The sequence below is a fragment of the Sphingomonas sp. So64.6b genome, assembly GCF_014171475.1.
Lineage (GTDB): Bacteria > Pseudomonadota > Alphaproteobacteria > Sphingomonadales > Sphingomonadaceae > Sphingomonas > Sphingomonas alpina_A.
This window is the reverse complement of sequence record NZ_CP048817.1, coordinates 2,230,812-2,255,554: the sequence shown is the minus strand read 5'-3', so window position 1 is coordinate 2,255,554 and position 24,743 is coordinate 2,230,812. Positions and strand designations below refer to the sequence as shown.

Below are 24,743 nucleotides of genomic sequence, written 5' to 3'. Positions count from 1 at the left end.
TTTACAACCATGGCCGCTCGGGGCCGGGCACCGGCGAATACATGTTCAGATACTGGGCGAGGCGCGGGCGGCGCGAGCGATTGGGACTGGCGCCATGCGGCAGGTCTTCACGCCAGATGACCAGCTCACCTGCACCGGCCGGCACGGTCACCGCTTCAGCCGACAGATCGACCTGGCGCGGATTGAGACCGTCCAGCCGATCGAGCCAGGCACCGATGCGGCGATGGAAACCCGGCACGAGCTGCAGCGCACCCTGATCGGCGGCGGTGTCGGTCAGATAGAGGATGCCCTGCGTGCCGAACGGCATCGGTTGAGTCAGGCTGGCGTCCCAGTGAAGATGCGGGCCGGGAAAGCGATAATCCGGTCGCTCGGGTGGATTGAAGCTCATCCGGTCGGTCGTCATCCACAGGTCGGTGGTGCCCCAGAGTTGCGCGAATGCCTTCAGGATGCGCGGCGACCGGCGGATCCTGGTCTGGGCGGGGTGCTGGAAATGCTGGATCATGATGCCGTTCTCGCGCGGCCCGCCGTACCAGCTGTCCGGATCGTCGGCGTGCCCGCCGACCTGCTGCCACAGCACGTCTGCGGCCGCTGCCGCCTCGGCGGCGGTGATCGCATTGCGCAGGACGATCACACCCTTTTCGTCCCAGTCGGCCAGATCGGCATCGTCGAACACCGGCGGCGCGGCATCGACTGCGGCAAGGCGTTCCACGACCGTAGCGGGGGGCGCGATCCCGTCCACCTGGGCATTGTAGCGCGCCACCGTAACCGGATCGGGCAGTCCCGCGGTCTCGATGATCCAGGCACCGAAACCGGTATAATCGGGCCGCTGGCTGCCGACATGCCTCATCACCTGCTCGATCCCCAGGCCAAGCGTATCGAGCAGCATCCGCCATTGCTTGTAGGGCAGGGATTCGGCTGACCGCCCGGTCAGCGACGCCCAATAGGTCGTGATGCCGCGAATATGGTCGAGCGGCGAGGCGGTCGTGACGGGCGCGGTACTCAACGGCAGGGACTGCCCTGAGCGCCCAGGTCCAGGCATTTGCCATCGACGCCCGGCACCGGCAGCCCGATCGTTCTGGCCAGCGTCGGGGCGATATCGACAGTCTCGATACTGCCCGCATGCTCGAACCCGGTCATGCCCTTGCGCCAGAACAGGATCGGCACACGGCGGTCATAATCATAAGGGCTGCCATGCGTCGCGACATAACCGGTGCCGGCCACCGGAATCGCGGTGACGCGCGACTTCAGGAATACCAGCAGGTCGCCCGACCGTGTCGGATCATAGGACGCACGCGCTCTCTGAATCACCGTCCATGTCTCGGGCGGTCCCTTGGGCATCGGCGTCGCGGCGATCTGCTTGCCGGTCAGTACGGTGGCGACCTGCGGCATCGCTTTGTAGCGCGCGATCGTCTCCGCCAGCACGGTCTTGCGCTGTTCGGTGGTCAGGGCGGTCGAGATCCAGACATCGCCATTGGGCATGTCGCCGAACAGCAGCGGGGTGGCGATGCCGAGCTTCTCGCCGATCGACTTGCCCATCACCGCGGGGGCGAGTGCGACATCGACGCGTTGCGCTTCGGTTATGCCCTGCGTGATTTCGCGTTCGGGCAAGTCGTTGCCGCCATGGTCGGCGGTCAGCACGACCTCATAATCGACACCGGTCCGGTCGAGTATGTCGAACAACCCGCCGAGCGTCGCGTCGAGGTTGGCGAGTTGAATGCATATCTCCGCGCCGTCGGTACCGAAGCTGTGCCCGACATAATCGGTTGCGGAGGCGCCGATCGAGATGATGTCGGTGGCTGGTCCCTGGCCGAGTTTCATATCCTGGATCAGCCCGGCGGCGAGTGCGATGACCGCGGCGTCATAAGCGGGCGAGGCGCGAAAGGCGCGGGTATCGCCGGCCGCGCGGTCGAAATGCCAGGTACCGACGGTCTTGTCCCCACCGATCGAGACGGCCTTGTCGCGGCTCGCGCACCATGCGGGCATCTCCAGCGCGGGCTGCGCCATGGCGAGCAGCGCGGTCGTCGCTGCAGTCGCCCGGGTCACCACTGCGGGTTCGGTGCGGCCGGCATAGGACGCGAAGGCCTTGCCGTCCCACCACCACAGCTCATCGACATTGTGCCCGCCCATCATCACGGCGGCGCGGTCCTTGCCAGCGACGGAGACGACGCGGGTGCGTGGATCGGCCGCTTTCATGCGTTCACCAAGGGTCGGGACCTTAAGATGTTTGGCGGAGACGGTGTAGTTCGACGCGCTGCTGCCCGGCACGCTCTCGTCCTCGGCGCAATAGACCGACTTGCCGGGGCGTGGCGTCGCCTGATCGGTCCAGCTATTGGCGATGATGCCGGTATTGGCGGGGCGATAGCCGGTCAGAATGGTGGAATGGCCGGGGCAAGTCTCGGTCGCGGCATGGCTCTGATAACCCGAAGGAAAGACCGCGCCCTTAAGCAGCCGGGCGAAACCGTCGGTGAAATAGGCGCGATTCTTGGCCAGCAGGTCGGCGGAGAATTGATCGACCGAGATTGCGACGATCAGCTTGGGCGCATCCTTTGGCGGCACCATTTTGACCGGTGCGATCACTGGCGCACCGGCGTCGGGCACCTGCTGCGCTCCCGCTGGCGCGGCGACCAGGAGCATTGCGGCGAGGGCAAAAATCGACGCCGTGGTCTGCATAGTGATTCCTTTTTCGGTCCGGTGCATATTACCGCGACGCGCTGTATGGGCGAGCTCTGGATTTGCGGCAAGGACGCCCAATGCGCGGTTTATATTGCTTGATCGTGACGATATTCGCGCTGCTCGCGGCCCCCGCCTGGGCGCAGCTGCCCGATCCGAACGCGGCCGGGCCGCACCTCGCGATCAAGCTGGTCGCGGAAAGCGAACGCCCGGCGGCGGGGAGCGACGTGACGCTCGCGCTCGATACGCGCCCGCAAGCCGGTTGGCATGGCTATTGGCTCAATCCCGGCGACGCCGGCTTTCCGGCCAAGCTCGACTGGACCTTGCCCGCGGGCGTGACGGCGAGCGCGCCGGCCTATCCGGTACCGGATACGCTGCTGATCGCCGGCCTGATGAACTATGTGTTCGAGAAACCCTATGCGCCGCTGGTGACGCTAAAATTGCCTGCCGGCCTGGCGGTGGGGAGCAAGCTCCCGGTTCGGCTGAAGACCGCCTATCTCGTCTGCACCGTGCAAATCTGCGTGCCGGAGACGGCTGAACTCGCCGTCGACCTGACGATCGGCGACGGTCTCATAACGCCACAGGCGCGTGCGACCTTCGATGCCTGGCGGCGTGCGATTCCCAAGCCGCTCGATGCCAAAGCGACATGGCAGGTAACCAACGGCGCGGCGACGATCGCGATACCCTATCCGGCCAATGCACCGCTGGCCGATGCCTATTTCTTCCCGGTGACCACGCAGGTGATCGACTATGCCGCGCCGCAGACGGTGACGCGAGACGGCGACCGCGTCCTGATTGCAACGAGGGGCAAGGCTGGCGGGCAACTGGCCGGCGTGCTGCGCATCGGCGATGGTCGCGGCCTGGCGGTGACGGCTGAATCGGGCATGGTGGCAGGCGCGGTGAAGGGCGGCGACGGCATATTGGCGGCGACGTTGCTCGCACTCGGCGGCGCGTTGCTCGGCGGCTTGCTGCTCAACATCATGCCCTGTGTCTTCCCGATCCTCAGCCTCAAGGCGCTCAGCCTGGCGCGCGGGCATCTCGACGAACGCGCGGCCCGGCGCGAGGCGCTCGCCTACACGGCGGGCGTCGTCGCGGTCTGCGTTGCGCTGGGCGGTGCGATTCTCGCGCTCCGCGCCGGGGGCAGCGCGGTCGGCTGGGCTTTCCAGTTGCAGGATCCGCGCATGATCCTGCTGCTCCTGCTTCTGACCGTCGCGATCGCGCTCAACCTCGCCGGGCTGTTCGAGATACCGACGCCGGCCTTTGTCGGCAATGCCGGTGGGGTCGGCGGCGCCTTTGCGACCGGAGCACTGGCGGCATTCATCGCCACGCCGTGCACCGGACCGTTCATGGGTGTCGCACTGGGCGCGGCGCTGATTCTACCCTGGCCCGCTGCTTTGGCGGTGTTCGCCGGCCTTGGGCTCGGTCTGGCACTGCCCTTCCTCGCGCTCGGCTTCGTGCCCGCCTTGCGCAAACTGCTGCCCAGGCCCGGCGCGTGGATGGAGTTTTTTCGCCACATCCTCAGCGTGCCGATGTGGCTCACTGCGATCGCGCTCGCCTGGGTGCTGGGGCGACAGGCCGGGGTTAACGGCATGACGCTCGGCCTGATCGCGGCACTGGGCATTGCTGTGATCTTGTGGATCGCCGGGCGGCGTCAGGCGCGCGGGCTGGCGTTTGGCATCGTCTGGGTGGGCGCGCTGCTGGCAATTGCCGGGGGGTCGATCGCCTTTGTCGAACGCTCGACCGCAGCGCCGGTCCAGGCGGCGGGAAGCGAGCCGTTCAGCGAAGCGCGGCTGGCCGCGCTCCGCGCTGAAGGGCGTCCGGTCTTCGCCTATTTCACCGCCGACTGGTGCCTGACCTGCAAGGTGAACGAAGCGGCGGCGATTGATGTGGCGTCGACCCGGGCGGCCTTTGCCAAAGACAAGGTCGCGGTGCTGGTCGGCGACTGGACCGATGGCGATCCGGTGCTCGGCCGCTTCATCGAACGGCACAACCGTGCCGGCGTCCCGCTCTATCTCTATTATGCCCCCGGCGCGGCCGAACCGGAGATCCTTCCGCAGGTGCTCACTCCCGGCCTGCTGAGCGGGTTGGCCGCGAAGTAGAAGCCTTTTCGAGCCAAGCTCGAAAGTCCCTTGTGCGCCGCAGCAATTCGTCGCAGCATGGAACTTGTCGGTGCTTGGGGGGCTTTAAGGTTTCGATGGGGAAACGACGCGCGTTCGACGAGATCATGGGCCAGGGCGGCAGCGTCACGCCACGACCGGAACTCGCCGCGCTTGGCCGCTGGATCGACGAAACTCCCGATGGCGAGCTGCGCCGCCGCCAGCAAAGCGCCGAAGCGACCTTCCGTCAGCTCGGCATCACCTTCGCGGTTTGTGGTGATAGCGACGCGAGCGAGCGCATCATTCCGTTCGATATCGTGCCGCGCATCTTCCTTGCAGACGAATGGGCGCGGCTCTCCGAAGGGTTGATCCAGCGGGTCGAGGCGATCAACGCATTTCTCGATGATATCTATGGTGCGCGGAAGATCCTCGATGCCGGCGTGCTGCCGCCCGACCTTATCTTCGGCAATCCGCAATTCCGCCCGGAGATCGCCGGCATCCGGCCACCGCATGGCATCTGGGCGCATATCTGCGGCATCGACCTTGTACGTACCGGGCCGGACGAGTTCTTCGTGCTGGAGGACAATGCGCGAACCCCCTCGGGTGTGAGCTATATGCTCGAGAACCGCGAGGCGATGCTGCGCCTCTGCCCCGAACTGTTCCGCGAATTCCGCGTCGCGGCGGTCGACAGCTATCCCGATCGCCTGCTTGAGACGATGAAATCGGTCGCCCCTAACGGCATCGCCGCGCCGGTATGCGTGGTGCTGACGCCGGGTCACTACAATTCCGCCTATTACGAACACAGCTTTCTTGCAGATACGATGGGCGTCGAACTGGTCGAAGCGGCCGATCTGGTGGTCGACGACGATATCGTGTGGATGCGCACCATCGCCGGACGGGTGAAGGTCGATGTGATCTATCGCCGGATCGACGACGACTATCTCGATCCGCTGGTGTTCAATCCGGATTCGATGCTTGGCGTGCCTGGGCTGATCTCTGCCTATGCGGCGGGCAATGTCGCGCTGATCAACGCGCCGGGTAACGGCATCGCTGACGACAAGGCGATTTACAGTTACATGCCCGAGATCGTGAAATTCTATTCGGGTGGAGAGCCGAAGCTGCCCAACGTCGAGACCTGGCGCTGCCGCGAGCCGCAGGCGCTGAAATATGTCCTCGACAACCTCAAGGACGTGGTTGTGAAGCTGGTCGATGGCTCGGGTGGTTATGGCATGTTGGTTGGGCCGACCGCGACCAAGCAGGAGATTGAGGATTTCCGCGCCGCGCTGATCGCCGAGCCGCATCGCTACATCGCGCAACCCACACTGGCGCTGTCGACGGTGCCAACCTTGTGCGATGCCGGCCTCGCGCCGCGTCATGTCGATTTTCGACCGTTCGTGCTGAAGGGATCGAAGACCGTGCAAGTGGTCCCCGGCGGGCTGACTCGTGTGGCGCTGAAGGAGGGATCGCTGGTCGTGAACTCGTCGCAGGGCGGCGGGACCAAGGATAGCTTCGTGCTGATGGACGGCGGCAATATCCCGGCCGGCACGCAGGCGCAAACGCTGGGTGGCATGACTCAGAGCCAGAGCGAGGCGCTCTGATGCTCTCGCGCACCGCCTCCTCGCTTTACTGGCTCGGGCGCTATATCGAGCGCGCGGATTTTATCGCCCGGCTGGTCGAAGCCACGGTTCGGCTCGACGTGCTGTCGCCGCGTCCCGCGGGTGAAGCTGCCTGGGCCAGTGCGCTGGCAGTGACCGAGACCGATACGGCGTTCAAGGCGGCGGGCGAGACCATCACCCAGCAGCATGTTGCACGTTTCCTGACGCTCGATGAAACTCATTCCGGATCGATCGTCCGCTGTCTCGACCGGGCGCGCAACAATGCCAAGGCGGTGCGCACCGCACTGACCCGCGAAGCCTGGACGGCGATCAACCGCGCCTGGCTGATGTTCCATGGCCGGTCGAGCCCGGGCGGGGCGATGGCGACGCTCAACCTGGTCGAAGCGGTCAAGACCGAGGCACGAGGGTTCGAGGGTGCGATTCACCGCATGCTGCGCAACCAGACGACGTGGTTCATCCGGCTCGGCCAGGCGGTCGAACGTGCCGACAACACCGCGCGGTTGCTCGACGTGAAATATCACCTGCTGCTGCCCGAAGGCGAGCAGGTTGGTGGTGTCGTCGACCGCGATCAATGGACCACCATTTTGCAGACCGTCTCGGCGGTCACGGCCTATCGCTGGCTCTATTCCGAGGGGTTGAAACCCGCAAATGTGATCGACCTGCTGATATCGCGCGCCGAATTGCCACGTTCGCTTGCCGCGTCGGCCGAGGAGACGCTGGAGATTCTCAATCTGCTCGCCAAGCGCACCGGCTTGCACGGTGAGGCGGACCGGATGGCGCGCATGCGTCAAGCGCGGCTGGCGAAGACGCGATCGGGCGAAGTGATCGCCAACGGGCTTCACCAATATCTCCAGGCGTTCAACGCTGAGAACGACCTGCTCCATGAGGCCATCGGCCGGCAGTTCAAATTCGGATGAGGCTGACTGTCGATCATCGCACGACGTATCGCTTCTCGGTCCCGCAGGGGCGCCTTACCCAGCTCCTTCGCCTGACGCCGGCCGGCACTGACGGTCAGGCTGTTGCCAATTGGGGTATCCATGTCGATTGCGACGCGCGGATGCGCCACGGTCGCGACGGTTTCGGCAATCGTACGACCATGCTTTATGTCGAGGGGCCGATCGACAACATCGAGATCGAGGTGTCCGGCGAAGTGCTGACCAATGTCAGCGACGGCGTACTGCACGGCTCGATCGAGCCGCTGCCGCCGGCGGTGTTCCTGCGCACCACGCCGCTGACCGATGGGGGGGAGGCTCTGGCGGCATTCTCCAGCGCTGCGGCCGGTACGGTCGCCGACCCGGTCGCGCGACTGCATGCGCTCAATCTCGCCTTTCATCGCCGCTTCGAACTAGATCAGGCTCGGCCGGTCGCGGGACGTAGCGCTGCTGAGGCGTTCGCGCTTGACGCGGTGACGCCGCGCGACCTGGCGCAGATGTTCGTTGCAGGCGCACGTTCACTGAGCCTGCCTGCGCGTTATGTCTCCGGATACAGCACGGCCTGTTTTTCGGGCGACAGCCGGCCCGCGCCGCATGGCTGGGCCGAGGCCCATATTGACGGGCTTGGTTGGGTAGCGTTCGATCCCTGCACCGGATTATCGGCTGATGAAGCCTATGTGCGCGTCGCCGTCGCACTCGATTCAGCAGGTGCAGCGCCGGTTGCAGGGTCCCGGCTCGGTGAGGGCAGAGAAGAACTTGAAGTCGATGTGACGGTGGACGTGGAGCAATAGGCCCGGATTGTGCGACGTTGGGTCGAGCGTAGCGCTAGGCCAACTCGCCTTCGAGTGCCGCCTGCGTCATCGCCGATACGGCGACCGGCTCGTCAACCAGCATCGTCCAGCCCGATGGGCCGAGCACTTCGAGCGGGCGATAGCGCGTCTTGTACTCCATCCGCGCCGATCCCTTCACCCAATAACCAAGATAGACATAGGGCAGGGCGGCCGACCGTGCGCGCAGGATATGGTCGATGATGATAAAGTTGCCGAGACCGGGGCGATCGGCGAGATCGGCATCGAAGAAGCTGTAGATCATCGACAGGCCATCGGCCTGCTGGTCGGTCAGGCATGCGCCGATCAGCTTGCCTTGACGACCATTCTTCGCCGGTTCGCGATATTCGACGATGAAGCTGTTGACCGGCGAATGCTCGACCATGTCGGCATAATCACCCTCATCCATGCCTGCCATGCCGCCGCCTGGGTGGCGTGTGGCGAGGTAGCGGCGGAGCAGCTGGAACTGTTCGTCGGTCGCCCAGGGACGGCAGGCGGTGACTTCGATATCGCTGTGCCGCCGGATCAGCTTGCGCTGCGTCGCATTGGGTTCGAATTCATGGGCGACGACGCGGACCGAAACGCAGGCAGTGCAACTGGCGCAGCTCGGGCGATAGGCGACCGACTGGCTGCGGCGGAAACCGATCCGGCCGAGCGCGTCGTTGAGCTCGCCGGCGTGTGGGCCGTTGAGTTCGGTAAACACCTTGCGCTCCTGGCGCCCGGGCAAATAGGGGCAAGGCGACGGGCTGGTCACAAAAAAACGTGGGAAGCGAAATGGCGCAGTCACCGCCTGTATGCCCTTTTTCCTGCCGCGCAGATGCCCGGTTCGGAAGCGTTATGAATCGTACAGGTCGTGATGAAAAGCGGCTTTACCATGAATGAAGGTTAACGCGACTCGCGCGACATAGAAAGTGTCACATTCATGGCAACGCGCAACCTGCCGCGCCCGTCTTAACGCATGCATCGAACAGGAGAAAGCGGTGCGCGTGCGGCTGGTCGCATGCCAGATTCGCTTGAGCGAATATCCTTCCACGAACCAGGGACGCGGCGCCGTTCGAATGGATTTATCGAGGAACTGATCGATATTCAGTTCTGTGATCTGATCACTGCGTTGGCCGTCACCCGGGCCTAGTTCGGCGGCTATACCGTTGAGACAAGCACCGCCGTCAGCATGACGATATTTGGCTGAAGGGGATAATCACGAAGCCGAATAGCGATCGCCCCAGCCGTTCAGCGCGACGGCTTGATCTCACGCAGCTTGAAACCGGTGATTTTCGTTCCGTAGCGGCACTCGAACGAACGCCGCTGCTTGCCATCGTCCGCCGTCCCCCAGACGATGATTTTGCTCGGGCTGGCCTGCTGGACGTCGATGATATGCACGGTGCCATATTGTGACGCCTGCATACCGCAGGCCTGTCTTGCCGTCGGCGCAAATTGTTCATTGTTCTGCGGTTCGCCTTGTGCGCCGCGGACCGCCGCGCCGACCGCGCTCGTCGCCATGGCGGCGACACAGCCGCCGAGCGGCAGTGCACTGCCAAGCAACAGGGTCAAGACCAATATACGCGTCATGCCGCCCCAGCCTTTGCTACCGGCACGCCTGGCGCCGCACCCGGCACCCTATGATGAGCCGCCGGGACGCACAATGGTGCGGTCATGAGGCGTGCTAAGCGAGCTCGACCGGGCTCGCCTCGTATCCGGCCTCACGCAACGCCACCATCAACCGGTCGAGATGCGCGCGATCTCGCGTCTCGCATTCGATATCGGTGATCAGGCCCTTGGCCGGCAGCGTGGTGAAGACGCGCTGGTGATAGATCTCGATGATGTTGACGCGTTGCTGATCGAAGATCCGCGCGACATTGAACAACGCGCCAGGCTGATCCTGCAACCGGATGCGCAGGCGTGCGAGCCGGCCCGAGCGAGCCAGATCGCGCAACAGCACATTGGCGAGCAGCCGCGTATCGATATTGCCGCCACACAGCACGACGCCGACTGTCTTGCCCTTGAAGCGTTCGGGATGCTGGAGCAGCGCGGCGAGGCCGGCGGCGCCAGCGCCCTCGACCACGGTCTTTTCGATCTGCAGCAACAGGCTTACCGCCTGTTCCAGGCTGCGTTCGCTGACCAGCACGATGTCATCGACCAGAACCTTGACCATGCCGCTGGTGATCGCGCCAGGTTCCTTGACCGCGATGCCCTCGGCCAGCGTGTCGCCGGCGCACGGCATCTCGGTGCCGTTGATTCGGTTGTACATCGACGGGAAAAGCTCGGCCTCGACGCCGATCACTTCGATCGGCTTGCCCCCGGCCCTGTGGCTGGCATCGCGCGCGACCACCGCCATGCCGGAGATCAGCCCGCCGCCGCCGATCGGCGTGATGAAGGTGTCGATCGTCGGCACATCCTCGAGCATTTCGAGCGCAACCGTGCCTTGCCCGGCAATGACGCGGATATCGTCGAACGGATGGACGAAGGTGAAGCCTTCGCCCGCCTCGAGCTCGCGCGCATGGGCATAGGCGGCGTCGAACGTCTCGCCGAACAGCACGACGTTGGCGTGATGCCCCTCGGTCTGCGTCACCTTCACCGTCGGCGTGTTGGTCGGCATCACGATCGTCGCGGGAATGCCGAGCCGGTGCGCGTGATAGGCCAGGCCTTGCGCATGATTCCCAGCGGACGCGGCGATCACGCCCTTGGTCTGCGGATTGAGCTGCAACAGCGTGTTGAGCGCACCGCGTTCCTTATACGCTGCGGTGAACTGCAGATTCTCGAATTTGAGATAGACCGTCGCGCCGGTCAGGTCGGACAGCGTCTTGCTGATGAAGGTCGGCGTGCGCACGATCGACTCGGCGATCCGCGCATGGGCGGCGCGGACATCGTCGATGGTGACGGGGAGCTGTTCAGCGGCGGACAGAGGATCGGTAGCCATAGGCGAAGGCGCCTAGACCATCTGGCGTGATGAAGGAACACGCCTTATGCGCTGGCGCATGGCTGAAATCGCATTCATTGGAACCGGCGTGATGGGCGCGCCGATGGCGGGGCACCTTGTCACCGCCGGGCACAACGTCACCGTCTATAATCGCTCGCCCCAAAAAGCCGCTGCCTGGGTCGCGCAATATGGCGGTAAATCGGCCGCGACAGCGCTTGATGCGATCGATGGCGCCGAGATATTGATCACGTGTGTAGGCAACGATGCCGACCTCGATGCGCTGCTGCTGCACAGCCCCGACGCGATCGCCAGGCTGCGCGGCGGGCTGATCATCGATCACACCACGGTCTCCGCAAATATCTCGCGCCGCATTTGCGATGCCGCCGCGGCGCTCGACGTGGAATTCGTCGATGCTCCCGTTTCGGGCGGGCAGGCCGGGGCCGAGAAGGGTGCGCTGTCGATCATGTGCGGCGCACGCTCTCCGCAGGCGTTCGCGCGCGCCGAGGCGATCGTCGCCGCTTATGCCGCGCGGACGATCCATGTCGGCGGCCCGGGCGCGGGGCAGCAGACCAAGATGGTCAACCAGATCGCCATTGCCGGTGTATTGCAGGGCCTGTCCGAGGCATTGCGCTTCGCTCAGGCAAGCGAGCTCGACACGACCAAGGTGTTCGACGCGATCTCGGGCGGCGCGGCGCAGAGCTGGCAGATGGTCAATCGCTGGCAATCGATGAGCGAGGATCGTTTCGATTTCGGCTTCGCGGTCGACTGGATGCGCAAGGATCTCGGCCTCGCGCTCGACGAGGCGAAGCAGAATGGTGCGGTGCTGCCGGTCGCGGCCCTGGTCGATCAATTCTATGCCGAAGTGCAGAAATTGGGCGGCGCCCGCCAGGATACCAGTTCGCTGGTGAGGAGATTGCCGAAGTGATTGCCCGGACGAGGTATTTTCTGGCTGCGGCGACGATGTCGCTGATGCTCGGCACGACACCGGCCTTCGCCGATGCGCTGGTCGATAATGTCAACGGCATCACGATGGACAAGGATGGTAAGGTCATCCAGTTTACCGGCCTGTTGATGACCCCCGACGGCAAGGTCGCGAAACTGCTCAAACAGGGCGAGAAACGGCCCGAGAAACTCGACTGGCGCGCCGACATGAAGGGCAAGGTCTTGCTGCCCGGCTTCATCGACGCACATGGCCACGTAATGGACCTGGGTTTTCGCGCACTCGAACTCGACTTGTCCGGCACGAAAAACCTCGAGGAAGCCAAGTCGAAGATCGCCGCCTATGCGGCGGCCAACCCCGAACGCAAATGGATCCTTGGCGGCGGCTGGAACCAGGAAGTCTGGAACCTCGGCCGCTTCCCGACCGCCGCCGATCTCGATGCGGTGGTCAGCGACCGCCCGGTGTGGCTGTCACGCGCTGACGGGCATGCCAGCTGGGGCAACAGCATGGCGATGAAACTGGCAGGCATCACCGCGAAGAGCGCTTCGCCGGCGGGCGGACGGATCGAAAAGACCGGCCTGCAGCCGAACGGCGTATTCATCGACGCGGCGCAGACGCTGATCGCGAAGCTTGTGCCGCCGCCTTTGCCGCGCGACCGCAATGGCGCGCTGCTCAAGGCGCAGGACATTCTGCTCGGCTTCGGCATCACCGCCACCGCCGATATGGGCACCACGCTCGACGATTGGCTCGCCTTTCGCAGGATGGGCGACAAGGGCTCGCTGCGCGTCCGCATCATGAGCTATTCCTCGGGGGTCGAGCCCGCGATCCAGATCGCCGGCAACGGGCCGACGCCATGGCTCTATGGCGACCGGCTGCGCATGATCGGGGTGAAACTCTATGCCGATGGCGCGCTCGGTTCGCGCGGTGCGTGGTTGAAGGCACCTTATGCCGATGCGCCCAAGGAAACCGGACTGCAATTCTTGTCGGAGGATGTGATCCGCAACCTGATGAGCCGCGCGGCGATGGATGGTTTCCAGGTCGCGGTCCATGCGATCGGCGACAAGGCCAATGCGCAAGCGCTCGACGCGATCGACGCCATGTCCGACACGTACAAGGGCGATCGGCGCTGGCGCATCGAACACGCGCAGATTGTCGATCCGGCCGATCTGCCGCGCTTCGGCAAGCATGGCATCATCGCCTCGATGCAGCCGGTCCATCAGACCAGCGACCGCGGCATGGTCGAAGCACGGTTGGGCGAAGCGCGCCTCGTCGGCGCCTATGCCTGGGCGTCGATGCTCAGGAACGGGGCAGCGCTCGCCTTTGGCTCCGACTATCCGGTCGAAAGTCCCGATCCCTTTGCCGGCTGGGCGGCCGCCTTCACCCGCATGGACGCGAGCGGCCAGCCGTTCGGCGGCTGGCGACCGGAAGAACGCGTGAGCCGCGAACAGGCCTGGTGGGCATTCACCGGCGGTGCGGCTTATGCCGGATTCGCGGAGGACAAGTTCGGACGGTTGGGCGTCGGGCAGCGCGCGGACTTCATCATCGTCGACCGCGATCCGTTGCTGGCATCACCCACCGAGTTGCGCGCGACCAAGGTCCAGGAGACGTGGGTCGGGGGCGAGAAGGTGTGGGAGAAGAGGTGAGGGCGTCCGCCTCACTCTTCCCAGCCAAACACATCTTCGACGCCAACCCCAAACACGCGCGAAATGCGGAACGCGCTTTCCAGCGATGGCGAGTAACGCCCTTGCTCGATCGCGATGACGGTCTGTCGGGTGACGCCGATCGCTTCGGCCAGCGCCGACTGGCTCATCCCGTCATGGTGTTCGCGCAATTCGCGGACGCGGTTGGTGATCGGTGGACGCTTCGCCACGCTCAATCGGCCCGGTGATAAAGCAGGATCAGGAACAGATAGTCGGCCAGCGTCGCGACGATCATCGCACCCATCACCAGATGGAACAGCAGATTGCCGTCAGCGAAGAAGAGAAAATGGCCAAGCGCGAAGATCACTCCGGTGGCCAGCACATAACCCGACCAATTGCCCGCCCGGTCGATGATCCGTCGCTCACGCTCGTCGGCGGGCGCGTCCGCCTCTTTGGGGGAGAGCAGCGCCAGGATGATCTGCGCCACGACAGAGGCTGTGACGAGGATGACGGTATAGCCGATCAACGGCCCGGTCGGCGGCGCGGTGTATCCGAGCGTACGCGACGCCGCGGTGATAGCGAGATAATACCAGACGCCCGTGCCGGCGATGATGACGGACATGACCCAGGCGGATTTCTCCCGGAACGACATGGCGATCTCCTGCGGTGTAAAAAATTTCATACACAGGATATCGTCAAAGATTTTTGACATGTCAAATATTATTTACATCATCCCGATGAACGGTCGGCGCCGGACACAAAAAGGCCGCGGCTCCCCCCGGAGGCCGCGGCCTTTCTCCCCGATACGCGGGAGGTTCCTTATGCGACTTCGGAAATGGGTTCGCCGACCTCATCGGGCTCGCGCAGCACATAGCCGCGACCCCACACGGTCTCGATATAATTCTCGCCGTCGCAAGCCAGGCTGAGCTTCTTGCGCAGCTTGCAGATGAACACGTCGATGATCTTGAGTTCGGGTTCGTCCATGCCGCCATAAAGGTGGTTGAGGAACATTTCCTTGGTCAGCGTGGTGCCCTTGCGCAGCGAAAGCAGCTCGAGCATCGCATATTCCTTGCCGGTCAGATGGACCCGGCTGCCATCGACTTCGACCGTCTTGGCATCGAGATTGACGGCGAGCTTGCCGGTGCGGATGACCGACTGGCTATGCCCCTTGGAGCGGCGCACCACGGCATGGATACGCGCGGTCAGTTCTTCGCGGTGGAATGGCTTGGTGACGTAATCGTCGGCGCCGAAGCCGAAGCTGCGCACCTTGGAGTCCATCTCGTTGATGCCCGACAGGATCAGCACCGGAGTCTGCACGCGGGCGACGCGGAGCTTTTTCAGCACGTCGTAACCATGCATGTCCGGCAGGTTCAGGTCGAGCAGGATGATATCGTAATCATACAGCTTGCCCAGATCGAGGCCTTCCTCGCCCAGGTCCGTTGTATAGACGTTAAACCCTTCGGTCGTAAGCATGAGCTCGATCGCCTTGGCGGTCGTCGGCTCGTCTTCGATCAGCAACACGCGCATCGGCCGTTCCCCTGTCACTCGCAATGTTCGATGCCCCCTTCGGCTCGACCCAACTGCGAACAAACCATTAACCTGATCAGTGATGAAGGTAAAAGGTTAATTTCGAATTAATCGGCCTGACTCCACGAGTCGCGGGGAATCCCCTGACCAGGGATTCCACGTACCGCTGACGTTGCGGGGTTAACCAGCCTGCTCGCACAGGTTGCGCAGCCGATCCGAAAGGAATGCGATCAGCGCCTCGACCCGCGCGGGTCGCAGATTGCTGGGCGGCGTCATCAGGTGCAGTGCGATGGGCGGTCCGTGCCAGTCGGTCAGGATCGCCTCCAATATCCCGTCCAACAGGTCGGGGCCGACGATGAAATCGGGCAGCATACCGATGCCGAGCCCGGCACGGAGAGCGGGGAGCAGCGCGTCGCCATTGTTGGAACGGAGTGGCCCGGTCGGACGGACCGCCGCCTCGCCGCCGTCCGGTCCGGAGAACCGCCACGGTCCGGTGACATTGGTATAACCGAAACAGGGATGCTCGCCGAGCTGCGCCGGGTGGGTCGGGCGGCCATGTTTGGCGAGATAGGCGGGCGCCGCGACGATATGTGTCCTGATCGCGCCGAGACGGCGAGCACGCAGCGAACTGTCCGGCAGATCGGCGATACGCAGTGCGATGTCGAAACCTTCGGCGACGATATCGACCTTGGCATCGGACAAATGCAGGTCGATCTCGATCCCGGGATGCGCGACCAGGAATTCCGCAATTGCCGGTGCGATCTTGGCCAGCCCGAGCGTCATCGGCGCGGTCATGCGCACCAGTCCGGTCGGCGCGGTCGCGGCATCGCGCGCGGCTTCTTCCGCTGAATTGGCTTCGGCGAGGATGCGCGCGGCATGTTCGGCCAAGCCTTTGCCGCTCTCGGTGAGCGTCAGCCGGCGCGAGTTTCGATGGAACAGCGACTGGCCGAGATGCGCCTCCAGCCGGGTGATCGCCTTCGACACCGTTGCCTTGGAAACGCCGATCGCATCGGCGGCGCCGCTGAACGAGCGTTGGTCGACGACGCTGGCGAAGATCGCCCAGGCTTCGAGATCTGGCAGGCGCATGGTTCAAAATCCTTCGAACCGGGAGATATAGAACGAAACGATCGGTTTCCAGTGTTTCCATTTACCGCATGATCGAAATGCCTATCTTGGCGGCAACACAGCAATACCAAATGGAGTTTCGACATGATCGCTACTCAGGAAAAGATTGAACGCCGCAGCTTCGACAGTCTCGGCCATGCTGATCATGGCTGGCTCAACGCGCGCCACCATTTCTCCTTCGCCGATTACCACGACCCCAAGCGCATGGGCTGGGGCGCGATCCGCGTGTGGAATGACGACGAGATCGCTGCGAACAGCGGCTTCCCGCCGCATCCGCATCGCGACATGGAGATTATCACCTATGTCCGCAGCGGCGCGATCACTCATCAGGATTCGATGGGTAACAAGGGCCGCACCGGTGCGGGCGACGTGCAGGTGATGAGCGCCGGCACCGGCGTGCGTCATGCCGAGTTCAACCTGGAACCCGAAACGACAACCCTGTTCCAGATCTGGATCGAACCGAGCCGCACCGGGGGTGCCCCGAGCTGGGGCGCCAAGCCCTTCCCCAAGGACGGCCGCGATGGCGCGCTGGTGGTCCTCGCCAGCGGGTTCGCCGACGACAAGGGCGCGCTGCCCATTCGTGCCGATGCACGTGTGCTCGGGGCGACGATCAAGGCTGGCGAGAGCCTGACCCATAGCGTGGGTGAGGGACGTCACGCCTATCTGGTCCCCGCGACCGGCGCGATCGAGATCGATGGTGTGCGTTTCGACGCCCGCGACGGTGCCGCGATCAGCGGTGGCCAGACGGTCGAGATCAAGGCGATCGAAGATGCCGAGATCGTCCTGGTCGACGCAGCCTAACCCGATACTTCCCCGCCCCCCACGGGGAAGTCGGGGAGGGCCTGGTCGCTTCCCCGACGAATCCAGGTCCTCCCCCTAACCCCTCCCGCTCCAGCCCTCTGATTGCGGGAGGGGCCCCATCAAAATGAAAGCGAGTTTTCCCATGACCAAAGTCCTTGTGCTTTATTACTCATCCTACGGCCATCTCGAGCAGATGGCGGACGCCGTCGCCGAGGGTGCGCGTTCGGCCGGCGCCGACGTCGATATCCGCCGCGTTCCCGAAACCGCTCCGCCCGAGGTCGCTGCCGCGGCTGGGTTCAAGGCGGACACCTCGCATCCGGTCATCGAGGGGATCAGCGCGCTGGCCAATTACGACGCGATCGTGATCGGCGCACCGACCCGCTTCGGCCGGATGCCCAGCCAGATGGCTTCGTTCCTCGACCAGGCCGGCGGGCTGTGGATGAGCGGCGCGCTGCACGGCAAGGTCGGTGCGGCGTTCACCTCGACCGCGTCTCAACATGGCGGGCAGGAAACCACCCTGTTCTCGATCATCACCAACCTGCTGCACTTCGGCTTGACCATCGTCGGGCTCGACTATGGCTTCCAGGGTCAGATGGGCGTCGATGAAGTCAAGGGCGGATCGCCTTATGGCGCGACGACGATCGCCGACGGCAATGGCAGCCGCCAGCCGAGCGCTACCGAGCTCGATGGTGCGCGCTATCAGGGTAAGCGCGTTGCGGAGACGGCGGCCAAGCTGGCCGCCTGACGCACCGTCGACGTCCAGAACGGCCGGTCAGCTGATGCCCAGCTGGCCGGCCGTTGCTATTCGGGATGGTTCAGGGTTTTGGCGGTGGCGGCGGGAAAACGCCTGGCGGAATCTCGACGTGGCCCGGTGGAGTTGGCAGAATCGGCGACGTCGCTGGTTTGGCCGGCTGTTGCGGCCAAGGTGCCGACGCATCGATAACCGCGGGATTGGCCGCGAAGGTGGTTCGGGCACGCGCGAAGATCGCCCGCGCCGGAACGGCGCCCGGCGCGCTGGGCGAGGTGCCGACCCAGCGCCAGTGCCATGGTTCCCATGTCACGCCTTGTTTGTTGTGCCAGTAAAATGACATTTCGAAGCCATATTCGCGGGCATGGGCGGCCAACCAGCGACCGGCGGCGGTCGAGGCGATGCACGGATCGACATCGAAGCAATTGAGTGCCGGACGGATGCCGAAGTCGATCGTGTAGCCGGTGGAATGCTCGCTAAATCCCGGCGGCGCGACGAACTGCGCCCGCTGCCCCGGCGTCGCAAAGCGCCGGCCCGGTCCGACCTGCCCACAGAAAACCGCGCGTTGGCGGGAGATCGAGCGATGACAGGACACGCCGCGCAACTGGTTTGCCACCTCCGGCACCGCGTTCGCAGCGTTGAGGAGGCGAGTGAGATCGATCGCGGCCGCGCGCTGGATCAGGCAGTTCTCGCCGATGCCGAATCCGGGTGGTGCAGCGACCAGGTCGAATGGCGACGCGTCACCATAAGGCAAATGCCCGAGCAAGCGCCCGTCCATGAACGGATAGACGATATGTCCCGTGCAGATTTCGATCGGCGCGGTGGCCGCCGCCGCCGGCATCGCGCAAAGGATCAAGCCGGCGATACCGATCGCGGTCTTTTGGAGAAGGCCCATCGGTGTTTCTCTGGCATGAGCGCGCGGGGAGTGGCAAGGGCGGTGCATGCTCGCAAATCATGTTCTTTTCTTCGACGGCGAAGCGATGGTCATCGACAAGCCCGCCGGCTTGCCGGTCGATCGTCCGCGCGACGGCTCGATCAGCCTCGAAAACCATCTCGACAGCCTGAAGTTCGGCTTCAAGCGCTGGCCCGTTCCGGTACATCGGCTCGACCGCGACACGTCTGGCTGCCTGCTGCTGTCGCGCAATCCCAAGGCGCATGCGCGATTCCAGCAGGCGTTCGAACAAGGCCTGGTCAAGAAGCGGTACCTTGCCGTGCTCGAAGGCGTGCCGGAGGGCGAAAGCGGCATGATCGATCTCGCGCTGGGCAAGACCAGCACCGCGGAAGACGGCTGGCGCATGCGCGGTGACCCGAACGGCAAGGCGGCACGCACCGGCTGGCGCGTGCTGGAGGTGAAGGATGGGCGTTCCTTCGTTGAATTCACGCCGGAAACCGGCCGCACCCATCAGATCCGCGTCCATGCCGCCGAGGTCCTCGGCGCACCGGTGGTCGGCGATCCGATCTACGGCAGCGGCGGCAAGCATAGTTTGCTGCATGCGGCATCATTGACCGTGCCGCGTGAAGGCAAGGATCCGATCATCGCCGAGGCACCGTTGCCGGAGCGGTTCCTGGAGGCCGGGTTTAGCCTAGCGCTGCCCGAGGCCTAGAACCGTCGGCGGTCGTTCCTCCTGTTGGTTTCATGATGTGAAAGAGCGTGGCGATCGGCGAGACGCCGTTGGGAGGAGGCGTTAGCGCCTAAACAATCGCACTTGAATCGGTGAGCTTACGGCGCCGTGAGAGCGCCCCTGCCGCCATCGGAATTCCCCGCAGTTACGGGAATTGTTGCGGCGAGATGCTTTTTCGGGAGTTTTACGGGAATCTACGGGAAATTCTGCGGGAATTCCGCCAGGACCGCACGGGAATTTTCGGGTGGGACGGGATCGATCGGTGGAAGTCATGATCGGCTCGATTCTGTGCCGTCCGATTCAACTGATTTCTCGAATCGGATGGCGATCCTGAAGCGCAACATGCGCGGCGAGAAACAGGCATGGCGACACCGGAAGCCACTGTGAATCGCCGGTTCGAGGCGAAGAAACAGCGCCTTGCGCTAATCGATCGGCTTGCCGCGCAGACTCTTCACTGTCGAGCGCTTCGTCTTGCCATCCATGCGCCGCGCCTTTGCCGCCTTGGACGGCTTGGTCGGGCGGCGCTTTTTGGGCACGATCGTCGCCTCGCGGATCAGGTCGAACAGGCGTTCGCGCACTTCCTGGCGGTTGAGCAATTGCGACCGCGCGCCCTCGCTCTTCAGCACCAGCACGCCGTCGCGCGTCAGCCGGCTGCCGGCGAGGATCTCGAGCCGCACCCTGACCGCCTCCGGCAGGTTGGGCGAGCCGCGCACGTCGAAGCGCAGCATCACGGCGGAATCAGTGGTGTTGACCGACTGCCCGCCCGGCCCGGACGACCGGGCGAAGCTTTCTTGCAGTTCGTCGCTGTCGATGGCGATCGATCGGGTAACGGGGAGCAGGGACATCGAACCATCTTTGCGGGGTAGGGTGGGGCGTTCCATAGCCCGGTTTGGCGGTGTATGTCGCCTCCATGGCAAAGCCCGTTTCACCGCCGCCCGCGCCGCCGCGCGCCGTCCCTTCACCTAGCCCGTCGCCGAAGCCGCTGCGCCGCTACACCAGCCTGCCCGTGCTGCTCGATACGCTGCTCAATCGGCGGCTGACCCTGGTCAGCTATTCGACCTGGAAGGACGCCAATGATCGCCGATCGATGGAAGTGTATCAGGAGACGATGCACTACGCCTTTGTCGGCGCGATCTGCCTGACCGAGGCGCCCGAGACGTTCCATCATTGGCAGGTGTTCGCAGGCGATACGTCGGGGGTGTGCGTCCAGTTCGACCGCGCCAATTTCGAACAAGTGATCGCGGGCACGCCGCACTGCATGTTCGCACCGATGCGTTATGTGAAGATCGACGAAATCGCCAAGATCGATGCGTCGGACATCCATAGCCTGCCGTTCCTGAAGCGCCGTGGTTTCATCGACGAAGCCGAGTTGCGCGTCGTCGGCCATGCGGTCGAGCCGGTCACGGCACTGCATATCGATATCGGCCCGGCGGTTTTGCGCCAGGTCACTTTCAGCCCATTCATGCACCCAGAGCTCGTCGCCTCGGCGCGCGCCGTGATCCATGGCATCGCGGGTTGGGAAAAGCTCAAGATCATCCAGTCGCGGCTAACCGACAGCGAGCGCTGGCAGCGCGCGCTGTCGACATTTCCTCGCCGTCATGGGGTGGTTTATGGCGATCCGGTACCGTCCGAGCTGCCGCCGAGATGACACGGCGCCTTGCGCTGACCATCGACCACCCTCATCTCTCGCGCACGCCGCATTCCAGGTGAATCGGCGCGCCCGACCGTAGCCACAGGAATCCCCATGTTCGACTTCGCGATCAACACCGGCTCCAAGACCGAACTCTATCGCGACCTCCATGCCGCGCTTGACGCGCTGACCGCGGACGAACCTGACCCGATCGCCAACATGGCCAACACCGCCGCGCTGATTTGGGAGTATTTGCCCGATCTCAACTGGGCCGGCTTCTATCGCGCGATCGACGGCGAACTGGTGCTCGGGCCGTTTCAGGGCAAAGCGGCATGCATCCGCATCGCCATGGGCAAGGGCGTGTGCGGCACGGCGGCGCAGACGCGCGAGACGCAGCTGGTCGAAGATGTCTTCGCCTTTCCGGGTCATATCGCGTGCGATGCGGCAAGCCGGTCCGAACTCGTCGTGCCGATCGTTCATCATGGGCAGCTGTTCGGCGTGCTTGACCTCGACAGCCCGAGCGCCGCGCGTTTCGATGCAGAGGATGCCGCCGGCTGCGAAGCCCTGGTCGCGCTGATCGCGTCGCGCATCGCGCGCTGACCCGTTCCGGGACATTCTGAATTCTGGCGACAAATCGCCGGAAATGGTAACGCTTGCGTTAAGAATAACCGAAGTCGCGCGGGGGTGCGGCGTCTTGATTGGAGTGTTTACCATGCGAACCCTCACGATTGCTGCCTTTGCGGTGATGCTCGGCGCCACCACGGCACCTGCAGACGCACAGCGACTCGGGTCACAAGGGGGCACGACGACCGGCCCGATGCGACCATTGCCAGCCCCGAAGATCGGCGGGCCGGGCACCTATCATCCGCAGCCGGGCGGCACGACCATGCCGCGCCCGGCGCGCTGGAACGGCAGTCAGCATGGTGGCGGTCAGCGCTGGGGCGGCCAGAACAATGGTGGCCAGCGTTGGGGTGGGCAGCATCGCAGCGGCCAGCGCTGGGGCGCTCAGGTTGGCGGTCGCTGGTATGGTGGATCGCATGCGCCCGGCGGCTGGAACAGCTATCGCCGTCCGGTGCGGGGCTGGACCTTGCCGCGCTACTGGATCGCGCCGACCTTCTTCATCAGCGACTGGTCGTCCTATGGTCTGTCGAGCCCGCCGCGCGGTTACAACTGGACGCGCTATTATGACGACGCAGTCCTGACGGACGGTCGCGGCCAGGTCTGGGATTCGGTCAGCGGCCTTGATTGGGACCGCTATGACGATCGCGACGGTTATGATGATGGTTATGCCTATGGGCCGGACGGCCAGGATGGCGAATATCCTTATGGAGGCGCTGGGGGGAGCGCTGGCGGGGGTTATGTGCAGCAGGACTATCAGTCCGCGCCGCCCCCGCCATATGGCGCCCCCTATGGCGAGCCGGGCTATGACGAACCGTCGGTCGCCTATGCGCCGCCGCGCGAAGTCGTGCAGCAGCGCGGTTATTCGAGCGGTTATTCAACCTCGGGCTATTCGGGCAATTACGCCTCGAGCGGTTATGTGAGCGGCGGTTATTGGTATCCGCCGGCCACCACGACGACGGTGACGGTGCAGTCCGCGCCGGTGATCGAGACGACAACGACCTATATCGACGAGGTCACCTATTCGCCGCGCAAGGTCTATCGCGCAAAGAAGAAGGTGTGGCGCGCCAAGCCGCGCCAATGCGGTTGCCGCTGATCCCGGGCTGAAAATCTAAGAAGAGCAGAACGCCGTGCAAGGGTCGGACCCGTGCACGGCGTTTCGCTGTCGGATATCAGCGCTTTTCACTTTCGCCAAAGGTGACGAGGCTCTCGTCGCCATTGGCGGATAACGCCGAGACGCCGATGAAATTATCGTCGACCGGGACTTCCTTGAGGATCGTGCCCGGCGTCGCGACATCGAGGCTGTTGGTCCAGTCCTGCACATCGCTGCGACGCCAGCGCACGCGGTAACTGGCCGCGCCGGGTACGGCGTCCCATTTCACGCTCGTGTCGCGCGACAAGGCGCCTGACAGGGTAACGCTTGAAGGCGCGGCGGGAGCCGAGGCCAGGCGGCGGATCGTCGCGACGTTGATCGCGGTGACCTTGGCGAGATAGGCGAAATCCATCCGGTCCAGCGTGTCGCCATAACGCACACCCTTTTCCGTACGCAGGTCCTGATGCTGCGCGTCCCAATTCTCCACCGCCGAGGTGAAGCGGATCGCGGGAAAACCGAGTTTCAGGAACGGCTCATGATCACCGCCGCGTCCGAAGCGATCCGGTCGCCGCGCGACGAACACGTCGAGACCGGCGGGCAATGTCGCAGCGATACCATCCACCGCCTTGGCCAGCGCGCGCGACGGACCGTCATCCTCGCCGCCGGACGCGCGACGTGCGATCTGCGCGGCCAGGTCTTCCGACGCGCGCACGCCTTCGGAAAAGACCCGGACCCGGTCGGCGACCTGCAGGCCGCCCTGGCCGATACTGTTGCCGACGATGTCGTTGTTGAGCATCGCCGTGACGGTCCATTTCTTCTGCTGTGCGGTCTCGGCGAGCAACTGGCCGCCCCACAGCCCCTGCTCTTCTCCCGAGAGCAGGGCATAGACGATCGTCGCCTTGAACTTCTGCTTCGAGAGGATCCTTGCCGCCTCCAGCACCAAGGCGCTGCCCGAGCCATTGTCATTGGCGCCGGGCGCATCGCTGGTGGCATTCATCGCGTCGGTAACCCGGCTGTCGATATGGCCTGCGACGATCACCACGCGGCGCGGCTCCTCGCCCTGCTGAAAACCGAGCACATCGACGACATTGACGCCGGCGGGCGCGCGTGGCCCGACAAAGGTACGCGCGATATTGGCGACGGTGATGCAGCCATCGCACGCATCGGCGATGCGGGTCAGCTCGCTGCCCGCCCAGCCTCGCGCCGCGTCGATCCCGCGTCCGGGCTTGGCCGGGTCAGCGGTGGAAAGGGTGTGACGTGTGCCGAACCCGACCAGCTTGTCGACCGTCGCCTTGAGTCGCGCCGGATCGGGCGCGTCCTGTGCGGCGGCGGGGGCGGTGAGGATCAGGGCGGCGAGGGGGAGGTAACGCATCGCGCCATGGTGACCGCGTATTCGGGGCGAGGCAAGCCTGTGCCGGGTGTTGTATTTCTTAACTCCTCCCCGTGCCGGGGAGGAGTTAAAGTGGCTAGCTCAGTCGGTCGATCGCGTCGCGGTCGAGCGATCCCGGGATGATCATCAACGGAATCGGCAACGCGCCCGCATCGGTGCCGGCGAAGTGGCTGACCAGCGGCCCCGGCGCGCCAGTCGCGGCGGCGCCGAGCACCAGTGCTGCGATATTGGGATTTTCCGCGATCATCTCGCGGATGATCTTCGGCCCGTCGCCCTGTTTGAGCGTGATCGACGGCTTCAGTCCCGATTCCTCGATCAATGTGCCGGCCGCGCCCGCGACCAGCGCTTCGGCATGGTGCCGCGCTTCTTCCTCGATCGTCGCTTGTACGCCGCCCCATTGCACGAATTCGGCCGGCGGCAGCAGCGTCAGTATCTCGACTCCGCCGCCGGTCTTCACCGCACGCCGGGCAGCGAAGCGAAGTGCGATCTCCGCCTCCGGGCTCTCGTCGATCACCACCAGATAAACACGCATTTCATCGCTCTCCTGAGCA

At 64.4% G+C, this 24,743-nt stretch carries 25 protein-coding genes; 12 read left to right on the top strand and 13 right to left on the bottom strand.

Translation table 11 applies throughout. From position 1 onward, the window contains the following. Position 1: 1 nt before the first annotated feature. Both G4G27_RS10790 and G4G27_RS10785 read right to left on the bottom strand, forming a co-directional pair. A complete protein-coding gene (locus tag G4G27_RS10790; RefSeq protein ID WP_244624642.1) occupies positions 2–1,003 on the bottom strand; it encodes a phytanoyl-CoA dioxygenase family protein in 1,002 nt (333 codons plus the stop codon). Then, positions 1,000–2,559, bottom strand: a complete 1,560-nt coding sequence (locus G4G27_RS10785) for an alkaline phosphatase family protein (RefSeq protein WP_244624702.1) — start codon at positions 2,557–2,559, stop codon at positions 1,000–1,002. Before G4G27_RS10785 ends, G4G27_RS10790 begins: the two co-directional genes overlap by 4 nt. A 191-nt stretch (positions 2,560–2,750) precedes the next feature. Between G4G27_RS10785 and G4G27_RS10780 the strand changes: the two genes are divergently transcribed. From G4G27_RS10780 to G4G27_RS10765, 4 genes are all read left to right on the top strand, one after another. Further along, complete coding sequence (locus G4G27_RS10780) at positions 2,751–4,769, top strand: thioredoxin family protein (RefSeq protein ID WP_183113322.1); 2,019 nt, start codon at positions 2,751–2,753, stop codon at positions 4,767–4,769. A gap of 95 nt (positions 4,770–4,864) precedes the next feature. Beyond that, positions 4,865–6,364, top strand: coding sequence for a circularly permuted type 2 ATP-grasp protein (locus G4G27_RS10775; RefSeq protein WP_183113321.1), 1,500 nt, complete (start codon positions 4,865–4,867; stop codon positions 6,362–6,364). Next, complete coding sequence (locus tag G4G27_RS10770) at positions 6,364–7,299, top strand: alpha-E domain-containing protein (protein WP_183113320.1); 936 nt, start codon at positions 6,364–6,366, stop codon at positions 7,297–7,299. Before G4G27_RS10775 ends, G4G27_RS10770 begins: the two co-directional genes overlap by 1 nt. Further along, on the top strand, positions 7,296–8,105 hold the full coding sequence (locus G4G27_RS10765) for a transglutaminase family protein (protein WP_183113319.1): 810 nt from the start codon (positions 7,296–7,298) through the stop codon (positions 8,103–8,105). Before G4G27_RS10770 ends, G4G27_RS10765 begins: the two co-directional genes overlap by 4 nt. A gap of 34 nt (positions 8,106–8,139) precedes the next feature. On the opposite strand, the gene G4G27_RS10760 is transcribed toward G4G27_RS10765, so the two are convergent. The 3 genes from G4G27_RS10760 to G4G27_RS10750 all read right to left on the bottom strand — a co-directional run bounded on the left by G4G27_RS10760 (position 8,140) and on the right by G4G27_RS10750 (position 11,058). Beyond that, positions 8,140–8,928 (bottom strand): arginyltransferase, encoded by a 789-nt coding sequence (locus tag G4G27_RS10760; protein ID WP_183113318.1) that lies wholly within the window; start codon positions 8,926–8,928, stop codon positions 8,140–8,142. Between the two features lie 443 nt (positions 8,929–9,371). Further along, a complete protein-coding gene (locus G4G27_RS10755) occupies positions 9,372–9,710 on the bottom strand; it encodes a hypothetical protein (RefSeq protein ID WP_183113317.1) in 339 nt (112 codons plus the stop codon). Positions 9,711–9,804: 94 nt separating this feature from the next. Beyond that, positions 9,805–11,058, bottom strand: a complete 1,254-nt coding sequence (locus G4G27_RS10750; RefSeq protein WP_183113316.1) for a threonine ammonia-lyase — start codon at positions 11,056–11,058, stop codon at positions 9,805–9,807. A gap of 58 nt (positions 11,059–11,116) precedes the next feature. Between G4G27_RS10750 and G4G27_RS10745 the strand changes: the two genes are divergently transcribed. Together G4G27_RS10745 and G4G27_RS10740 are read left to right on the top strand one after the other, a co-directional pair. Beyond that, a complete protein-coding gene (locus tag G4G27_RS10745; protein ID WP_183113315.1) occupies positions 11,117–11,983 on the top strand; it encodes an NAD(P)-dependent oxidoreductase in 867 nt (288 codons plus the stop codon). 35 nt (positions 11,984–12,018) lie between these two features. Next, positions 12,019–13,641: an amidohydrolase gene (locus G4G27_RS10740; RefSeq protein ID WP_183113735.1), complete on the top strand. Its 1,623-nt coding sequence runs from the start codon at positions 12,019–12,021 to the stop codon at positions 13,639–13,641. 11 nt (positions 13,642–13,652) lie between these two features. Here the strand turns inward: G4G27_RS10740 and G4G27_RS10735 are convergent, their stop codons facing one another. The 4 genes from G4G27_RS10735 to G4G27_RS10720 form a co-directional block, all read right to left on the bottom strand. Further along, the gene (locus tag G4G27_RS10735; protein WP_345940688.1) at positions 13,653–13,850 is read right to left on the bottom strand and encodes a helix-turn-helix transcriptional regulator; all 198 of its coding nucleotides are present in this window, start codon (positions 13,848–13,850) and stop codon (positions 13,653–13,655) included. 20 nt (positions 13,851–13,870) lie between these two features. Then, a complete protein-coding gene (locus G4G27_RS10730) occupies positions 13,871–14,320 on the bottom strand; it encodes a hypothetical protein (protein WP_244624641.1) in 450 nt (149 codons plus the stop codon). Between the two features lie 137 nt (positions 14,321–14,457). Then, positions 14,458–15,165: a response regulator transcription factor gene (locus G4G27_RS10725; RefSeq protein ID WP_183113313.1), complete on the bottom strand. Its 708-nt coding sequence runs from the start codon at positions 15,163–15,165 to the stop codon at positions 14,458–14,460. A 180-nt stretch (positions 15,166–15,345) separates the two neighbouring features. Further along, entirely contained in the window at positions 15,346–16,251 is a 906-nt protein-coding gene (locus tag G4G27_RS10720; RefSeq protein ID WP_183113312.1) for a LysR family transcriptional regulator, read from the bottom strand. Positions 16,252–16,374: 123 nt separating this feature from the next. Here G4G27_RS10720 and G4G27_RS10715 point away from each other — a divergent pair, with 123 nt between their 5' ends. Both G4G27_RS10715 and wrbA read left to right on the top strand, forming a co-directional pair. After that, the gene (locus tag G4G27_RS10715; protein WP_183113311.1) at positions 16,375–17,091 is read left to right on the top strand and encodes a pirin family protein; all 717 of its coding nucleotides are present in this window, start codon (positions 16,375–16,377) and stop codon (positions 17,089–17,091) included. 142 nt (positions 17,092–17,233) lie between these two features. After that, on the top strand, positions 17,234–17,836 hold the full coding sequence (wrbA, locus tag G4G27_RS10710) for an NAD(P)H:quinone oxidoreductase (RefSeq protein ID WP_183113310.1): 603 nt from the start codon (positions 17,234–17,236) through the stop codon (positions 17,834–17,836). 70 nt (positions 17,837–17,906) lie between these two features. Here the strand turns inward: wrbA and G4G27_RS10705 are convergent, their stop codons facing one another. Next, positions 17,907–18,734 carry a M15 family metallopeptidase gene (locus G4G27_RS10705; RefSeq protein ID WP_244624640.1) on the bottom strand — a complete coding sequence of 276 codons (828 nt, stop codon included), beginning with the start codon at positions 18,732–18,734 and terminating at the stop codon, positions 17,907–17,909. 46 nt (positions 18,735–18,780) lie between these two features. On the opposite strand from G4G27_RS10705, the gene G4G27_RS10700 reads away from it, so the two are divergent. After that, complete coding sequence (locus tag G4G27_RS10700; RefSeq protein ID WP_183113309.1) at positions 18,781–19,443, top strand: RNA pseudouridine synthase; 663 nt, start codon at positions 18,781–18,783, stop codon at positions 19,441–19,443. A 440-nt stretch (positions 19,444–19,883) separates the two neighbouring features. On the opposite strand, the gene arfB is transcribed toward G4G27_RS10700, so the two are convergent. Then, positions 19,884–20,306 (bottom strand): alternative ribosome rescue aminoacyl-tRNA hydrolase ArfB, encoded by a 423-nt coding sequence (gene arfB / locus G4G27_RS10695; protein ID WP_183113308.1) that lies wholly within the window; start codon positions 20,304–20,306, stop codon positions 19,884–19,886. Positions 20,307–20,371: 65 nt separating this feature from the next. Here arfB and G4G27_RS10690 point away from each other — a divergent pair, with 65 nt between their 5' ends. From G4G27_RS10690 to G4G27_RS10680, 3 genes are all read left to right on the top strand, one after another. Next, positions 20,372–21,109 (top strand): hypothetical protein, encoded by a 738-nt coding sequence (locus G4G27_RS10690; protein WP_183113307.1) that lies wholly within the window; start codon positions 20,372–20,374, stop codon positions 21,107–21,109. Between the two features lie 96 nt (positions 21,110–21,205). Further along, positions 21,206–21,691 (top strand): GAF domain-containing protein, encoded by a 486-nt coding sequence (locus G4G27_RS10685; protein ID WP_183113306.1) that lies wholly within the window; start codon positions 21,206–21,208, stop codon positions 21,689–21,691. Positions 21,692–21,803: 112 nt separating this feature from the next. Continuing rightward, positions 21,804–22,805 (top strand): RcnB family protein, encoded by a 1,002-nt coding sequence (locus G4G27_RS10680; protein ID WP_183113305.1) that lies wholly within the window; start codon positions 21,804–21,806, stop codon positions 22,803–22,805. Between the two features lie 76 nt (positions 22,806–22,881). On the opposite strand, the gene G4G27_RS10675 is transcribed toward G4G27_RS10680, so the two are convergent. Together G4G27_RS10675 and G4G27_RS10670 are read right to left on the bottom strand one after the other, a co-directional pair. Beyond that, entirely contained in the window at positions 22,882–24,174 is a 1,293-nt protein-coding gene (locus tag G4G27_RS10675) for a M28 family peptidase (RefSeq protein ID WP_183113304.1), read from the bottom strand. A gap of 94 nt (positions 24,175–24,268) precedes the next feature. Then, positions 24,269–24,724: a universal stress protein gene (locus G4G27_RS10670; protein ID WP_183113303.1), complete on the bottom strand. Its 456-nt coding sequence runs from the start codon at positions 24,722–24,724 to the stop codon at positions 24,269–24,271. Between the last annotated feature and the right edge of the window lie 19 nt (positions 24,725–24,743).

Coding starts and splice junctions, on each gene's coding strand:
- G4G27_RS10785 (WP_244624702.1), bottom strand. CDS start 2,559: ATGGTGCCGCCAAAGGATGCGCCCAAGCTGATCGTCGCAATCTCGGTC.
- G4G27_RS10780 (WP_183113322.1), top strand. CDS start 2,751: ATGCGCGGTTTATATTGCTTGATCGTGACGATATTCGCGCTGCTCGCG.
- G4G27_RS10775 (WP_183113321.1), top strand. CDS start 4,865: ATGGGGAAACGACGCGCGTTCGACGAGATCATGGGCCAGGGCGGCAGC.
- G4G27_RS10770 (WP_183113320.1), top strand. CDS start 6,364: ATGCTCTCGCGCACCGCCTCCTCGCTTTACTGGCTCGGGCGCTATATC.
- G4G27_RS10765 (WP_183113319.1), top strand. CDS start 7,296: ATGAGGCTGACTGTCGATCATCGCACGACGTATCGCTTCTCGGTCCCG.
- G4G27_RS10755 (WP_183113317.1), bottom strand. CDS start 9,710: ATGACGCGTATATTGGTCTTGACCCTGTTGCTTGGCAGTGCACTGCCG.
- G4G27_RS10750 (WP_183113316.1), bottom strand. CDS start 11,058: ATGGCTACCGATCCTCTGTCCGCCGCTGAACAGCTCCCCGTCACCATC.
- G4G27_RS10745 (WP_183113315.1), top strand. CDS start 11,117: ATGGCTGAAATCGCATTCATTGGAACCGGCGTGATGGGCGCGCCGATG.
- G4G27_RS10740 (WP_183113735.1), top strand. CDS start 12,019: ATGTCGCTGATGCTCGGCACGACACCGGCCTTCGCCGATGCGCTGGTC.
- G4G27_RS10730 (WP_244624641.1), bottom strand. CDS start 14,320: ATGAAATTTTTTACACCGCAGGAGATCGCCATGTCGTTCCGGGAGAAA.
- G4G27_RS10725 (WP_183113313.1), bottom strand. CDS start 15,165: ATGCGCGTGTTGCTGATCGAAGACGAGCCGACGACCGCCAAGGCGATC.
- G4G27_RS10720 (WP_183113312.1), bottom strand. CDS start 16,251: ATGCGCCTGCCAGATCTCGAAGCCTGGGCGATCTTCGCCAGCGTCGTC.
- G4G27_RS10715 (WP_183113311.1), top strand. CDS start 16,375: ATGATCGCTACTCAGGAAAAGATTGAACGCCGCAGCTTCGACAGTCTC.
- wrbA (WP_183113310.1), top strand. CDS start 17,234: ATGACCAAAGTCCTTGTGCTTTATTACTCATCCTACGGCCATCTCGAG.
- G4G27_RS10705 (WP_244624640.1), bottom strand. CDS start 18,734: ATGGGCCTTCTCCAAAAGACCGCGATCGGTATCGCCGGCTTGATCCTT.
- G4G27_RS10700 (WP_183113309.1), top strand. CDS start 18,781: ATGCTCGCAAATCATGTTCTTTTCTTCGACGGCGAAGCGATGGTCATC.
- arfB (WP_183113308.1), bottom strand. CDS start 20,306: ATGTCCCTGCTCCCCGTTACCCGATCGATCGCCATCGACAGCGACGAA.
- G4G27_RS10690 (WP_183113307.1), top strand. CDS start 20,372: ATGGCAAAGCCCGTTTCACCGCCGCCCGCGCCGCCGCGCGCCGTCCCT.
- G4G27_RS10685 (WP_183113306.1), top strand. CDS start 21,206: ATGTTCGACTTCGCGATCAACACCGGCTCCAAGACCGAACTCTATCGC.
- G4G27_RS10680 (WP_183113305.1), top strand. CDS start 21,804: ATGCGAACCCTCACGATTGCTGCCTTTGCGGTGATGCTCGGCGCCACC.
- G4G27_RS10675 (WP_183113304.1), bottom strand. CDS start 24,174: ATGCGTTACCTCCCCCTCGCCGCCCTGATCCTCACCGCCCCCGCCGCC.
- G4G27_RS10670 (WP_183113303.1), bottom strand. CDS start 24,724: ATGCGTGTTTATCTGGTGGTGATCGACGAGAGCCCGGAGGCGGAGATC.